This is a genomic window from Mucilaginibacter sp. GW821-FHT07G05, from assembly GCF_059418565.1.
On the sequence record NZ_JBWKQC010000003.1, the window covers coordinates 264,999 to 280,317 of the forward strand.

Genomic DNA, 15,319 nt, shown 5'->3' on the forward strand with positions numbered 1-15,319 from the left:
ATGAACGTGTTTACTTACCAAATACATAGTAAACTGATAAGAGTATATTGTTTGTAACGCTGAAGTTGAACGTGTTTGCCTTACTGGTAGGGTTTGATGAGGTATTAATTCTCTGATGTGAATAAGAAAGATCTGCAAGGCGGGCCGCCAGTCCGATATTTTTTATCGGGTAAAAAACAAAATCAAGATTAAGGCCTCCTGTATAAGTTTGGGTTTTTGTATTTGATTCGTTGTTTGTACCTGCAAATGCAGAATAATTAGCATTATTATGCGAATAGCCAAGATAAGGCCCTGTACGTATACCAATCTTATTATCAAATAAAAAATATTTCCTCAAGCCAACTGATGCCGACCAGGTTTTGCCATTTTGCTCTACCGGTGAAGCGTTTGGTGCATCATTAGTTGTTTTGGTGTAGGCGAAGCCCGCGTTTACGTTCAAATCCAACTTATCGGCAATAAAATAGCTGTAGTTAGGGATGATCTGGTAATTGGTGCTTTTGTAATCGTAGTTTACGGTTGCAGCATCGGGATAATCATAAGTTGTTTTGCTTGTTGTGATACCAAAGGTTGCTCCTAAATTTTGAGTTCCTTTTTCGGTTTGTGCGGTGGCGGTTTTAAAGGCGATAAAACCCAGCAGGAGCATAGCGAAGCGCTTGTTCATAAAGATAATTGCGTGTTTAAGTTGATTTTTTTTGTTAAAAACGCCTTTATGACACTGCCTCGGCACTATTGGTTTAACGGTTTTACCTGTTTATTTTACATTATTAATCAATGGGTTCATATTCAGCTGCTTATTTTTTATGGTGATGCTTACCGGTATTTATGAAAAGCAAAACGGCTATCCGTTTTGGGATAGCCGTTTTGCTTTATTCTTTTTTACCATCAGCGGGCTTGGCCGCCGCGGGTTTTTCTTTGGTCGGTTTCGTTTCCGGTGCTTTTTCATCCTTGGTTTTATCTTCTTTATCGCCCGATGATTTGCCTTCTTCCGTTTTATCCTTTGCCAGCATAGCCTCTTTAATGTATTTAACCGGGGCGCTGCCGTAGCTCAAAAACTTCTCGTTAAAGTCTTTCAGGCGGTATTTATCGCCCATTTTCTTTTTGTAGGCTTCGCGAAGTTCTTTTATCTCCTTGTAACCGGTGAAATAGCTGGTAAGCTGTACACTGCTTACGGTTACACGCTTCCACTTGTTTTCGGCTTCGGTTTGCTGCTGAAAGGCTTCTTTGGTGAGTAACGCGATGGCCTGCTCTTTGGTCATGCTGCCTGCGTGTACGCTGTAATCTAAAATGGTATTACATACCGATCGCAGGTTCCATTTGTACCACATCAGGCGCATTTCGGGCGCGTTATCGCCATAGCCTGCATCAAGCATCATTTCTTCGGCATAAACGGCCCAGCCTTCAACCATGGCGCCATTACCTAAAACAGATTTGATAAGGCTTGGCGCTTTGTTAGCATATACCAATTGGGTGTAATGCCCCGGGATAGCCTCGTGTATGTTAAGTATTTGCAGCGTATAATCATTGTATTCGCGCAGGTAGCTTTCGGCTTTGTCTTTGTTCCAGCTGGCCAGGCTGCCTACGTTATAATAGGTTTTGCCATTTTTATCGTACGGGCCAGGTGAGGTTACCGATGCACCGGCTACGCCTGCCATGTAAGCAGGCTCTTTACGTACCACCAAAGGCTTGGTAGGGTCGAGGGTTAGCAGATCTTTAGCCTCCACAAAGGCGGTAAGCTTAGGTAATTGCTTTTCAATGGCCGATTGAAAGTTCTCCGGCTCAACATGCTTGGCCGATAACGCGTCGATCAGCAAGGCAACCTGCTCCAGCGAGTCAGACGGCATAACCCTATCAGCCATGTACTTGCTCCAAACCTGTGTGGTCAGCTTGATCATTTGCTTATGCACATATTTTTTGCGCTCGACTGCCGCGTTAAAAATCTGCTGTGCCGAACCTGCCGATGCTATCTCGTTCTTAAACTTATCCTCATACAAATCTTTACCCAGTCTGAAGCTGCGGCCTTTATCGTTCTTAAGGTTCTTTAACCATTCAGCGAAGTCTTTAATAGCCGATACCGATAGTTTAGCTCGTTCAAGCATCAGTTTTTGCTGATCTTTGGCGATACTGGTTTTCTTTAACGAATCGGCAAAGTCATCCTCAAATACACTTAAACCGCCGTTTAGCTGGTCGGCAGCAAGTGCGGTAAGCTCAGGTACCGGGTTTTTGATTTGCTTTTGCGCCTCTTTATAATAAGCCGGAATATTTTCCATTTTATAATAAAAGCTGGTTAAGCGTTTGCTTAGCGGCGCGTAAGGCTCGTTCAATATATGGGCAAAAGTGCTGATGATGTTGTAGCTGGTTGGGTCCCACTCACCCGCCTTTAACTGCTGTACGCTCCACTGTGTGCCGCGCAGGTAATTCTCAATCAGGTAATAATCCATCCGGTTGTTTACCGTAAGCTCATTTTCGGGGTAGTGACTCAACGAGTCGAGGTGAAGCTTGGTGAAGTCGATCACCTTTTTCTTGTACTGATCATTAGGGACGATCAGCACGCTATCGTAATTATGGTAGCCAGATACCGTGGCCCAATCGGGGTTGAGCTTCCACATGGCATCCAGAAAGTGAGTTTCGTAGGTGGTAAAACCCGCGTCGTTCTTGTTTTCTGGGGCTAACTGGGTTTCGCCCTCTTTTTTGCAGCCAATAAGCATGGCCATACCGCAAAGCGTAAGAAAGAATAGTTTTTTATACACGTGGTATTAATTTATTTTATGTGGATAAACTTAAGGCATTTATAGGAAATAAAAAACCATCAATCCATTTAACTTAAACCAACTCCGCAACAGTTTGTTATCTACCTAAAAAACAATAACCATGAGCGATCAGCATAAAACACTTATTGACGAATTGATACATTTATTGCAGGGCGGTAATGCCCACGCCTCGTTTGATGATGCTATAAAAGATTTGCCTGCCAACCTGCGCGGTGTAAAGCCCGATAATATGCCCTACAGTATATGGCAATTGGTTGAGCACATCCGCATAGCGCAATGGGATATGCTGGAGTTCAGTAAAGATGGCAGCCACGAATCACCCAACTGGCCCGATGACTACTGGCCTAAAGACCCTGCCCCGAAAGACGATGCCACCTGGGATAAAACGGTAAAAGAGATACAGGCAAACCTTGACGAATTTGTGAAATTGATACAAACGGTAGATATATACGCGCCCATCCCACACGGCACCGGCCAAACCATACTCCGCGAAGCCCTCCAAATTGCCGACCATAATTCCTACCACACCGGCGAGATCATCGCTGTGAGGAGAATGCTGGGGGCATGGAAGTAATTAGAATCAAGAGATAAGAGACAGGAATCAAGAGAAATAAAAGGATATATGCAAGGAAATCCTAACTGACGCAGACGCTCGGCTCCGGCCGAGTGTCCATTATTACCCGGCCTCCAGCCGCTTGCCTAAATTATAAATGTGAAGGTGCGGCGGGACGCCGCGGGATAGCTGACACTCGGCAGGAGCCGAGCGTCGGGGTTAAGTGTTCTTTCGATAGAAAGAACACTCTTTCTTATAAGCTTTGTTCAAATCTTGTTTCTGGAATCTATATTCTTGACTCTATCCCAATCTTGATTCCTGCTTCTTAACTCTTGTCTCTCCCACAGGGGTTACTTCACTTTCCCCACAAAATCAACCACCGCTTTTACCAGTTCGGGTTTGAGGGGTAGGTTGGGATTGGTGTAAGTGGCTTTGTTTTGCGTGGGGTCTGCCGGGGCATCCTTCAGTACATGGTTCATGTTCGGGATGATGAGCAGTTGTGCATCTGATTTAGCTTTTTTCAACTTCTCGGCATTGGCAACGGTTACTTGCAAATCGGTAGTGCCTTGTACTATCAGTACCGGGATTTTCAATTTCTTGATCTCACGGGCCGGGTCAAAGCGGCACCAGGTCATGAGGTAATTCTGGATGCTCGGGCGTGCAACAGCGTACAGTCCCGGATCAACATTCGGGGTAAGTTTACCTTTGCGTAAGCTATCCAGCACCGCTTTAAAGCCATCGGCAATAAATTTGGGCTGACTTTTCATTTGTTCGGTAAGTATCTTATCGGCCTGCTCACCGGCACCGGCAAGGGATATAAAGCCATTCACCGGGGCATCCTGCGAAGCAAGCATCCCTACTAAAGAGCCTTCGCTGTGGCCGGCCACAATAATTTTTGAATAATGCTGATCGTCGTTTAACTGGTTGATGAGGCCAAGGGCGTCCTCAATCATATCGTCAAACTTTAACTCCGATTCTTTGGTGGTACTGGTGCTTTTACCAATCAGGCGTTTATCATAACGCACACTGGCAATGCCGTTTTTACCCAGTTCGTTGGCCAGTAGGAGGTAATCGTTAGCGGCAAGGCCCAATTTAGGGCTGTTACCATCACGATCGGTAGGTCCCGAACCGGCAATGATGAGCACTACAGGTATTTTGCCAGTGGCGTTTTTAGGCATCACTAAAGAACCCGATATATTGCCTGCCAATGTTTTTAAATTATATGGGGTTTCTGCCAGGCTCGCATCCAATGCTGATGATTGGGCAGCGGCCGCAGGTGCAATGGCCTCATAAGGTTTGAGTAACAAACCGGTGTATTGCTTTTGGTCGTTAAGTGCAACATTTAATAAAAAAGTGCCTTTATCAAAAGCTGCTTTGTAAATAGATAACGGGCCTTCTGTTTTTATAAACTCCGCTTTTTGTAAATTCCCCAGCTGACTTTTTAGTTGCAGGGTGGTAGCCTTGAACTGGTCGATAGGCAGGGCCGTTTTCATTTCGGTGCTAAAGCGCTTAAATAAACTATCGGGCTGCCCGGCGTTGTAAAACTTTTTAAAATTGGCTACCGCTTCGGCATTGGCGGCCGGTTCTGTTTGCGCAAAAGTGGGCAGGGTAAATAATAAAGCTATCGTTAAAAAAAACAGTCTGATCATTGCTTGTCAAAAATTACTAATCCAAAAATAACAAAAAACCTAAGTTTTGTATGCGATGTGCATATTGATACTTAAGCATGTTACAAACAGCGTTAAATGTTTTAGTGACATGTATTTAACGCGATTTTTAAATACTTAATCGGCTTATTTTTAGATGATAAGATAAGTGGTTCGCTGCTGCTTGCGCGATAAAAAATTGCGTAAAATGACCTGTAACAGCCAATAAATGTTTTTATATTGCAAACGTGTTGCACCGAAACTTTATCGGTTTCCCTACTAATTGTTAATGAAATTACTGACCCGATACTTACTTTTCGCCTTGTTCGGAATACTGAGCTGTTATGCGCATGCGCAAACAACAGCCACCGGTATTGAGGGTAAAGTACTATCGGAGAACGAAGTGCCGGCCGATGCAGCCACCGTGCGCCTGTTGAGTTATCCCGATTCGGCCATTATACGTACCACCATCAGCGATAAAAGCGGTTACTTCGAATTTAAGGCGTTAACACCCGGTAGTTACTTTATACAGATTACCAAGGTTGGTTACCGCAAGCAATACACGCTGCGCTACCAGGTAGTGGCCGATAATAGCATCAAAACACCCGACATCAGCCTGATCCCCATCACCAAACAGTTAAAAGAGATCACCATAACTGATAAGCGCGAGTTTGTTGAAGTACGGCCCGATAAAACGGTACTGAACGTTGATAAAAGCATAGTAGCATCGGGCAATTCCATATTAGATGTATTGCGGACCGCTCCCGGCGTAAAGGTGATGAATGATGAAGTGATGTTTAAAGGCGGACAAAAAGCCCTGATAGCCATTAATGGTAAAACGGTACTGTTAAGCGGCGATCAATTAAGCGATCTGCTGAAAAGCTACCAAAGCGCCAACGTAAGTCAGGTAGAACTCATCAGCAATCCTTCGGCCAAGTACGATGCCGCGGGTGGCGGGTTGATCAATATCGTACTTAAAAAAAATAAAGAACTGGGGCTGCGGGTAAGCGTATTCGAGAGCGCTTCCATAGGTGATAAGTATAAGCTGAACACCGGTTTCAGTGCGAATTACCGTACCGAAAAGTTTAACCTTTTTGGCAACTACAATTTCTCACAAAACAAAATTCCGCGTACCTGGGATATCAACCGCAATATCCGGATGGATGATGTTGTTTCCGGGTATGATGTTAAATACTTAGGCACTACAGTAGCAAAAAATCATAATTTTAACATAGGTGCCGATTTTATTGTAAAACCCGGTCACAACATTGGCGTACTGGTTACCGGTTATGTTAACCCTGTTAAGGTTGATAAAACCAATACCACCAATTTAACAGCCAATGGTATATTAGATTCCACCATTACCTCGCTGTCTACCATCAACAGGCGTATTGATAATATCAACTATAACCTCAATTATAAGGGCACTTTCGGTAAGGATAAAGACCATACACTCTCGGCAGATTTTGATCTTTCGGAATATGACAGGCGCTCGTTTGAAAATTTGAGGAATGATTTTCTTGATGTAAACCGTATCGCGTACCGTAACCCGGTATTCTTTGAGGTTACTTCGCCTGCCGATATCAATATTAAATCGTTCAAGGTAGATTACAGCAAGAAAGTAGGCGAAAAGGGCAGCTTTGAAACCGGTATAAAATACAGCGATGTAAACAGCGATAACCAGATTGACTTTGAAGAGCTGGTGAATAACCAATATACACTGGTGCCATCGCTTACCGATCATTTTACTTATAAGGAACGCATAAAGGCCGGGTATGTGAATTATACCAATACCATTGGCAAGGCAGATATTACCATAGGCGTTCGTGCCGAAGAAACCAATGCCAACCGCAAATCATTTAACCCGGATAGGGTGGCCGATACCAGCTATTTTAACCTGTTCCCAACCGCGCAGGTGGTGTATGAGGTGAATGATAAACACGAGCTTACGTTTAATTACAACAGACGTATAGGGCGCCCCAATTACCAGGATCTTAATCCGTTTGTGGCCTACATTGATAAATATGCCTACAGCACGGGTAACCCTTTCCTGCGCCCGCAGTATACCAATGCCTTTGAATTTTCTGACACCTACCTGGGTAAGTATAAGGCTACTGTAGGGGTAAACCTGATCAACGCGTTCTATACCACGGTTTATCTGCAAAATGATGTCACCGGCGTATACACCACTACCAAAAACAATGTTGGTAACCGTTACCAGTACAATGCCGAGTTTAATATTCCTGTTGAGGTAACCAGTTGGTGGCAAATCAGCAATTACCTTTCGGGGTCCATTGAAAAGTATACTTACAATGCCGAAACCGCGCAAACCAAGCATGCCTACGATATGCTGTTGCAGGTGAACCAAACCTTTGTGATCACCCCCGAACTGAAGGCCGAGTTTAACGGCTCGTACGAAACGCCTACTTATTTCGGTATTAAATCGTACCGCGAACAATATTACTTTAGCGCGGGTTTAAGCCAGGCTATTAATACTTATGGCTCTGTAAAGTTGGCCATGAGCGATATTTTTAACACTTATGTGGATAGGTACAATACCCGTTTCATGAACCTCGACCTGAAAGGCCGCGAAAAAGCAGGAACACGTTTCATTACCCTTTCATTCACCTACAGGTTTGGTAATCAATCGGTAAAGAGCGCGCGTAAACGGGTAGGGGGGGCTGTTGATGAGCAAACCCGCCTCAGCGGTAGCAGTAGCGAAAACTAAGCGTAGCGCACCTGCTCTTCCACATATTTCCCCTTTATCTTCTTCACAAAAAATCGCCCTAACGATTCAGCATTCATGAACTTTTTATAGGCCGATGCCGGGAAAGAAAAGTACTGCCACACATCGCCATTATCACGAAACTCCAGTTCGAGCGTTTTAGTTTCGGGGTTGTACCCCACGCTTTGTAAGGCCGAAGATTGTACACGTATGCGTTGCATAGCTAATGCAAGTCAAAATATATACCAAAGTGTGAATTGCAGTGATTTAACCGGCGTGCCCGCTCAGCATACTGAAAAGGATGATCAGCAATACAATGGAGCTGATGATGGTGTACAGGCGGTCTTTTTCTATCGCGAAGCCGATGGTTGAAAACAGCACCCTTATTACCGGGGTGGCAATAAGCAGGATAATACCGGTTTGTATAATGGCTCGTCCGCGCAGCGTAAAAACACCATGTATAAGGGTAGGGACATGACTTACAAAATCGGGTACGCCTTTAAAATGGGTATAGTCAACCGTTTCTTGTCCGTGGCGGGCTATGTACACAATGCCGCCCAAAAAAGCGATAGCGATAGAAGCAAATACCCCGATGCGGAGTATTCGTCCTATAATGAGCTGCATGTCTGTGTCTTTAAAATTCGCCATGGTATATTATATTTTACCCAACACCCCATTATAGATCATTTGCGCCGCCAGTATCAGTATAATACCCGCGAACAAATAACGCAGCCAGGCCGATGAAGTGGTCTTCACCAATATTTTCGATCCGCTGATGGCACCCAGCACTACGCCTACAACCACCGGCATAGATATCCCCGGCTCAATATAACCACGTTGCAGGTACACTACGGCACTGGCCGCGGCGGTAACGCCTATCATAAAATTACTGGTGGTGGTTGATACCTTGAAAGGGATCCGCATAATACCATCCATAGCCACCACCTTAAGCGCGCCCGAACCTATGCCGATAATGCCCGATATGATACCGGCAAACAGCATCATAAAAAAGCCGCCGCCCACGTTGGCTACATTGTAGCTTATTATTTTATCGCCTTCGGGATAACTGCCGTTCAGTTTAAGTTTTTCAGCCAGCGCGCTTTTCTTTTGGTTGATCTCGATAGCTTTTTTACGTAAGGAGATCAGTGCCGAACAAATAAGTATCACTCCGAATAATGTAGCGATGTAATGCGTGGGGATGTAGGTAGCTAAAATAGCCCCTGTAAATGCGCCAATGGTGGTAGCTATTTCTAAGAAAATACCCAGCCGCATATTGGTAATGCCCTCTTTTACATAAGCTGCCGCCGAACCTGACGAGGTAGCGATGGCTGCCACCAGCGACGCGCCGATTGCGTAATGGATATCAACATGCAGTACTAATGTAAGCAGCGGAATGATGACGAAGCCGCCGCCTAATCCGGTTAATGAACCCAGCAAACCCGCCGCGTACGATCCTAAAAGTAAAATAACCGTGAATACAAGTACCGTCATAACAGAGGGGCAAAAGTAAGCAATAGTTTGGTGTTAGCCGTTAGTAATATCACCAACTATACCCGCTCATATTTGCATCGGTAGTATTTACGTCATATACAAGCCGTATATTTGCGCCAAAATTGATTTAGCTATATTAAATACCCCCATGAAACAAGTACTAACGTTAACGTTAAGCCCTACTATTGATAAAAGCACCACGGTTGATAAGATCATGGCCGAACATAAACTGGATTGCGATTTACCCAAATTTGAGCCCGGAGGCGGCGGTATCAACGTATCCCGCGCCTTAAAACGCCTTGGGCAATCATCCGTAGCCATATTCCCTTCGGGGGGCCTTACCGGCGAAATGCTGGAAGACCTGCTCCACGAAGAGCACATTGTACAACACGCCATCCGCACAAAAAACCTTACCCGCGAAAACTTTATTGTTGTTAACCGCGCTACTAACGAGCAGTTCCGTTTTGGGATGCCCGCGCCGGAATTACTACAAAAAGAAGAAGCCGAAATATTAAAAGTAGTTAAAGAGCTTAGCAGCAAATGCAGCTACATTGTTGCCAGCGGCAGCCTGCCCATGGGCATGAGCACCGATTTTTTGGCCAAGGTAGCCCGTATTGCCCATAAAGCTGATGCCCGCCTTATTGTTGATACATCGGGCGACGCGCTTAAACAGGCGGTGGACGAAGGCGTATACCTGTTAAAACCCAACCAAAGCGAACTGCGCAAACTTACCGGGATTGATGTGGAAGATAATGAGTCGGTAGAGGAAGCCGCTCACCAGATCATCGGTAAAGGCAAGTGTAAAATTATAGTGGTATCAATGGGGCCGCAGGGCGCGCAAATTGTTACCGACGAGTTTTCGGAGCAAATCACTGCGCCATCGGTACGTAAACGCAGCACAGTAGGTGCAGGCGATAGTATGGTTGCCGGTATGGTTTACGGATTAATGCAAGGATACGATCTGCAACATACCGTGCGTATGGGCATAGCCTGTGGTTCGGCCGCTACCATGAACCCGGGAACGGAACTCTTCAAAAAAGATGATGTAGAGCGATTATACGACTGGCTGGTAAAGGGAATGAAGAAATAAATAAAGGAAAATTTTTAAGGTAGGATAATTTATAACTAATTAATTAGTTATATTGCTGTAGCCTAAATATCTCATAGTATGCAGCCTTTGTTTCGCCTTAATTATCTACGTACCGCGGTAGCGGTACTTGTCCCTTTATTGATCTTTTTATCGGTAGCCTTTAAAAAAGATAAAGGCTTTTTAGATGCCCAAAAGAGCAATGTCCGTGTTAAAACGGCCTATGCCGACAAGCAATCGTTAATAACCGAGCGCCTGAAACGCCTCAACCTGGATATGGGTAACATCAATATCCTGATAACGGTATACAAGAACGAGCGGCAGCTATGTATATATGCCAAACGCCCTGATGAGCGCGGTTACAAGATGCTCTCCAGCTATGATATCTGCGCTTTATCGGGCAGTTTGGGCCCTAAACGTAAAGACGGCGACAGGCAGGTGCCCGAAGGTTTTTACTATATAGACAGGTTTAACCCCACAAGCGCCTACCATCTTTCGCTGGGACTGAACTTCCCTAACGCTGCCGATAAAATAAAATGCGGCAGCGCCAAACCGGGCGGTGATATTTTTATACATGGCAAGTGCCTCACTATCGGTTGTATGCCCATGACGGATGATTACATCAAAGAGATTTACATCCTCGCCATACAAGCCCGCCAAAACGGACAGCTTAAAATACCTGTGTATATATTCCCGTTTAAGTTTGATGGCGTAAGCGCGCAAGGCAACATAAATACCTACGCCGCCAACAAACCCATGCTCAGCTTTTGGAATAACCTCAAAACCGGCTACACCAAATTCAACACCAACCACCAGGAACTGAAATACGCTGTTAATACGGCGGGAAATTATGTGTTTCGGTAATAGGAGGCGGCCTCAAAAAGCTGTCATGTCGAACGCAGTGAGACATCTTCTTCACCAGGTATGTCTACTACTTGCTTGAAGCAGAAGATTTTTCGCTATCGCTCAAGAGAATAGTTTCTCCTCGTTCCTCGTTCGGAATGACAAAAAAGTAAAAGAAACTCAATTCCCCTCCGTGTAACTCCGTGAAAACCTCAGCGCACTCTGCGGTTAAATCTTCACCCAAATCTTCAGGCGATAATCAAACAGGCAACCCTCTAAAACTCATCATGCAAATAATACTCTGCCGTATTACAATACAGCCACGAGTAAATATTCAGGTTTTTGATATTGGTACGCAGTTTACGCTTCATGTGTACAATGGGGCTGCCAACGGGTAGGTTAAGCAATTTGGCGATATGTTTATCGGCACCTATGGCCCATATCTTTTGTTCACCCTCTTTTATTTCAATGTTATAATGCTTTTGCAGCGTTTTAAATAACGACTGATTTTGCAAATTACGCACCGTAAAACGCGGCAAATACATATTGGTAATAAAGGTGCGCTCAAACAATACCGGCGAATTGTTTACACTTCGCAAACGCGAAAAATAGATGTTACCGGCCATTAATTCTTCTTCGCTCAATTCGTAAAAAAAATCGATATCCCAGTGGCGTTTTTCGGGTTTTTCAATGATGGTGGTATTGATCATCTTTTCGGCATCCTTAGCGAAACCGTTCACCACAATAATACCGGTGCCGGTTTTAGGCTCACTAACAATGCTGCCTTTACCCTGTTGGCGTGTAATATAACCGGCGTTCATTAATTCGGTAAGGGCTTGCCTTACAGTGGGGCGGGTGGTATTGTAAGTTTTACAAAGTTCGTTTTCAGAAGGGAGCAGATCGCCTTTCTTATAAGTCCCCTCATCGATCAGCTTCCGCAGATCGTCAATCAATTTCTTATATATGGGTAATGGGGCTTCGGCGCGCATTTTTTGGGTCAAGTAATAGTATGCAAATATTGCTCATAAAACGCCATTTACGGTGTGCTAATACGTTTTCCTGAAAAAAAATGTTTCCACATCTATTTTCCAAGCGTTTGGTATTTGTCATTTTTTTATTCAAGATAGCATATCTGCGACAACCTACTTTTACCACTTTGAGGAGTAGTAGGGGATATGATGTCTGAAATAAAGTAAAGGCTGAACATGACTAAGTTAAACAAAAAACCCCGATTGCAGCAAGCAATCGGGGTTTTTAGCATAAATATTTATTTGCTTTATAAAGAAGTAAACTTAAAGCTCTTAATAGCAGGTGTTGTCTGCGCTTTGGTAGTTTGCTTAAGCACTACAAAATAGCCGCGTGTTTTAGCTCCCGGCAATAATTTTACCGGTATACTAAAGGCTGCTGCCTGCTGGCCTGCCTTAAAGTTAAGGGTGGCGCTGCCTGCAATTAGCCCTGTTGGTTTATCGGCATGCAGTTCAACTACATAGGTTGTAGTCTCGGTAGCAGTAATGGCGCTAAGCTCAACAGCTTTGATGCCTGTGAGGTCGAAAGTGCCTAATTTGAAATTGCCTGTGGTAACCGGCAGCACCAGGTATTTGGTACCTGCCGAATCTTTAGCGGTAACACCTGTAAGGTTTTTCGCTTCGCCTGCTTCTATATTGCTGTTGCGCAATATCAGCGTTTTTGAACCCGATAAAGGTTTCACACCGGCCGAACCTGCATCAGTATAAGTAGCGTTAAGGCTGTATACCGTTTTTTGCTCCTTAATATCGGCATCGGTAGGGGTAACGGTACCTTTGGCCGGCATTGATTTTTGCTTGTTGGCTTCGTTACTTAACGAACGGATCCAATGCACGATCTGCTTAGCGTCGGCTTCTTTAAGCGATGGGTGTGCAGGCATGGATACCTCTCCCCAAACACCGCTGCCGCCGGCAATGATCTTCTTCGACAGGTAATTATCAGCATCGCCATTGTCTTTATATTTTTCGGCTACTTTGGTAAACGCGGGACCTATTGAGGTTTCGTCAACCTTGTGACAGGCCTTGCAATCTAACGATAGCATGAGGTTTTTACCCATCATGGCTTCTGATACCTGCTGGTGGCCTAAATTGGCACCCGCCATATCCTGCCCTTTGATGAAACTGCCTGCAACATACAAGTTGGTTAAATCAACAGGCTGACCTTTATCGGTTACCTTAACCTGGTAGGTAAACGGCGAATTAGGGAAGTAAAAAGTTTGGTTACCCAGTATGCTGATGTTTACCTGCGGCTGCTCATTACCGGCAACTACGCTTATGGTATTGCTTTTGGCCGATGCCTTTGCTTTATCAAATACTTCTACGCTGAGTTCCTTTTCGCCCGCGCTGGTTATAGGGTACCTTAACTCGGGCACAAGGGTGGTCTTTTTAACGCCGCCAATGTTCCAAACGTAGGTAAGTTTATCCTTCTCCGGGTCGGTTGCTTTTACTTTGGCATGCAGTAAGAATGGCAGGTTACCGCTCGCTTTATCCACCTGTATATCGCTTACCACCGGCGGGCGGTTGCCTGCCAGGTAATCAATACGTACCAAACCTGCATCAAGGTTTTTATTGAACCAGCCGCTGCCGTACTCCAGTATATAGAAACGGCCATCCGGACCAACTTCCAGATCTATCATCGAGTTGAATTTGGTTTTCGGGATGAAGGGCTCCATTTTCACAAAGTCGCCGTTAGGCTTTTGCGTTACCGCCTTTATCCAACCACGGATGAACTCGTAAATAAAGAATTTGTTATTATAATATTCCGGGTAACGTGTTTTGGCCGGGAAATCTGCCGTGTGGTAAACAGGCCCCGTCATAGCGGTACGCCCGCCCGAACCTACTTCCGGGAAATCCGGCGATTCGGCATAAGGATACCAGATGTAAGCCGCTTGCGCCGGTGGCAGTTCAACCAAACCGGTATTGTTACGCGAATTGTTCAACGGCTTCGCCGGATCGGCCGGCGCGGCGTTTTCGTTAGTATCGTAATTGTGGATGTTGTAGGCATAGTTATTACCTACAAAAAACGGCCAGCCAAAGTTACCGGCCTTGCGTGCCTGGTTCACCTCATCATAACCACGCGGACCACGGGTGCCTATACTATCAACGTTGGCATCGGGGCCAACCTCGCCCCAGTATAAAAAGCCGGTTTTTTTATCAACCGATATACGGTAAGGGTTACGGTTACCCATCACGTAAATTTCGGGGCGTGTTTTTGGTGTTCCCTGCGGAAAAAGGTTTCCTTCAGGAATGCTGTAAGTACCGTCTGGGTTGATCTTGATGCGCAGTATCTTTCCGCGCAGATCGTTAGTATTACCTGCCGAACGGCGGGCGTCGTACTGCTGGTGTCCCGGGCGGTCATCCATCGGCCCGAAGCTATGGCTTGGGTATTTCTGGTTAGGCTCGTCAAACGGTGTAGAGTTATCACCTGCTGATACGAACAGCAAATTATCTTTACCAAAAGCGATAGAACCACCGGTATGGCAGCAAATATCGCGCTGGGTACCAACTTCCAGTATTACCTTTTCGCTGGCATTATCCAGCGCGCCGTTCTTAAACTCAAACCGCGAAAGGCGATCAATCGGTTTATCCCCGGCAGGGCTGTAATACATGTAAATGTAATGGTTGGTAGCAAAGTTAGGGTCGGCGGTAATACCCAGTAAGCCTTCTTCGGAGTTTACATCGGGTACGTTTGCCTTGTGGTACACATTTAAAGCACCCACTTGTGTAAGCGTTTTAGTGGTGTTATTATACAACATCAGCTCACCACGGCGCTGGGTGATCAGTACATCAAGGTTGGGCAATACGGCCAGTTCGGTAGGTTCGTAAAAGCCGCCTTGTGTTAAGGTGGTTTTTACAAAACGGTTCTCCTCGGGCTTGCTGGTATCAGCGGCAGCGTTAGTACCATTATTAGCAGTAGCTAAGGCGTGCTGTATGTCACCATTAATGTGTTTCAGGTAACGTTGCTCTGCTGTCAGCTTTTCGGTTTGTTTGCTCTTTTCAGGCTGCTCTCCCCACGGGTTTATGCTTGCTAAAACGTTTGATACGGCGGTAAAACTTACCCCCTTAATATCGTTAAAGGCAAGCCCTATGGGCTTGCCTGTTAATTTATCGCATGAGTACAGGGTAAAGCAAACCGCGGCCGCTACCCCTGCACCCAGGATGGTGTTTTTTTTTATCACTTGGT

12 protein-coding genes are annotated in these 15,319 nt (G+C 45.2%); 4 read left to right on the forward strand and 8 right to left on the reverse strand.

The window, feature by feature from the left end; all coding sequences use genetic code 11:
* Positions 1-10: 10 nt before the first annotated feature.
* Together AC07NA_RS09300 and AC07NA_RS09305 are read right to left on the reverse strand one after the other, a co-directional pair.
* Positions 11-661 carry an autotransporter outer membrane beta-barrel domain-containing protein gene (locus AC07NA_RS09300; RefSeq protein ID WP_494897325.1) on the reverse strand — a complete coding sequence of 217 codons (651 nt, stop codon included), beginning with the start codon at positions 659-661 and terminating at the stop codon, positions 11-13.
* A 205-nt stretch (positions 662-866) separates the two neighbouring features.
* Positions 867-2,747, reverse strand: coding sequence for a DUF885 domain-containing protein (locus AC07NA_RS09305; RefSeq protein ID WP_494897326.1), 1,881 nt, complete (start codon positions 2,745-2,747; stop codon positions 867-869).
* 121 nt (positions 2,748-2,868) lie between these two features.
* Between AC07NA_RS09305 and AC07NA_RS09310 the strand changes: the two genes are divergently transcribed.
* Complete coding sequence (locus tag AC07NA_RS09310; protein WP_494897327.1) at positions 2,869-3,342, forward strand: DinB family protein; 474 nt, start codon at positions 2,869-2,871, stop codon at positions 3,340-3,342.
* 329 nt (positions 3,343-3,671) lie between these two features.
* On the opposite strand, the gene AC07NA_RS09315 is transcribed toward AC07NA_RS09310, so the two are convergent.
* The gene (locus AC07NA_RS09315; RefSeq protein WP_494897328.1) at positions 3,672-4,970 is read right to left on the reverse strand and encodes an alpha/beta hydrolase; all 1,299 of its coding nucleotides are present in this window, start codon (positions 4,968-4,970) and stop codon (positions 3,672-3,674) included.
* A 286-nt stretch (positions 4,971-5,256) separates the two neighbouring features.
* On the opposite strand from AC07NA_RS09315, the gene AC07NA_RS09320 reads away from it, so the two are divergent.
* A complete protein-coding gene (locus AC07NA_RS09320; RefSeq protein ID WP_494897329.1) occupies positions 5,257-7,695 on the forward strand; it encodes an outer membrane beta-barrel protein in 2,439 nt (812 codons plus the stop codon).
* Here the strand turns inward: AC07NA_RS09320 and AC07NA_RS09325 are convergent.
* Genes AC07NA_RS09325 through AC07NA_RS09335 form a run of 3 tightly spaced genes read right to left on the reverse strand, consistent with a single transcriptional unit; the run spans position 7,692 to position 9,183 of the window.
* A complete protein-coding gene (locus AC07NA_RS09325; RefSeq protein WP_494897330.1) occupies positions 7,692-7,913 on the reverse strand; it encodes a KTSC domain-containing protein in 222 nt (73 codons plus the stop codon). The genes AC07NA_RS09320 and AC07NA_RS09325 overlap by 4 nt on opposite strands.
* 46 nt (positions 7,914-7,959) lie before the next feature.
* Positions 7,960-8,340, reverse strand: a complete 381-nt coding sequence (locus AC07NA_RS09330) for a DUF1634 domain-containing protein (protein ID WP_494897331.1) — start codon at positions 8,338-8,340, stop codon at positions 7,960-7,962.
* A gap of 6 nt (positions 8,341-8,346) precedes the next feature.
* Positions 8,347-9,183 carry a sulfite exporter TauE/SafE family protein gene (locus AC07NA_RS09335; RefSeq protein ID WP_494897332.1) on the reverse strand — a complete coding sequence of 279 codons (837 nt, stop codon included), beginning with the start codon at positions 9,181-9,183 and terminating at the stop codon, positions 8,347-8,349.
* 148 nt (positions 9,184-9,331) lie between these two features.
* On the opposite strand from AC07NA_RS09335, the gene AC07NA_RS09340 reads away from it, so the two are divergent.
* Together AC07NA_RS09340 and AC07NA_RS09345 are read left to right on the forward strand one after the other, a co-directional pair.
* Positions 9,332-10,273, forward strand: coding sequence for a 1-phosphofructokinase family hexose kinase (locus tag AC07NA_RS09340; protein ID WP_494897333.1), 942 nt, complete (start codon positions 9,332-9,334; stop codon positions 10,271-10,273).
* Positions 10,274-10,351: 78 nt separating this feature from the next.
* The gene (locus AC07NA_RS09345) at positions 10,352-11,134 is read left to right on the forward strand and encodes a L,D-transpeptidase family protein (protein WP_494897334.1); all 783 of its coding nucleotides are present in this window, start codon (positions 10,352-10,354) and stop codon (positions 11,132-11,134) included.
* A 254-nt stretch (positions 11,135-11,388) separates the two neighbouring features.
* On the opposite strand, the gene AC07NA_RS09350 is transcribed toward AC07NA_RS09345, so the two are convergent.
* Complete coding sequence (locus AC07NA_RS09350; protein WP_345212098.1) at positions 11,389-12,102, reverse strand: GntR family transcriptional regulator; 714 nt, start codon at positions 12,100-12,102, stop codon at positions 11,389-11,391.
* A gap of 287 nt (positions 12,103-12,389) precedes the next feature.
* On the reverse strand, positions 12,390-15,314 hold the full coding sequence (locus AC07NA_RS09355) for a PQQ-dependent sugar dehydrogenase (protein ID WP_494897335.1): 2,925 nt from the start codon (positions 15,312-15,314) through the stop codon (positions 12,390-12,392).
* Positions 15,315-15,319 lie beyond the last annotated feature (5 nt).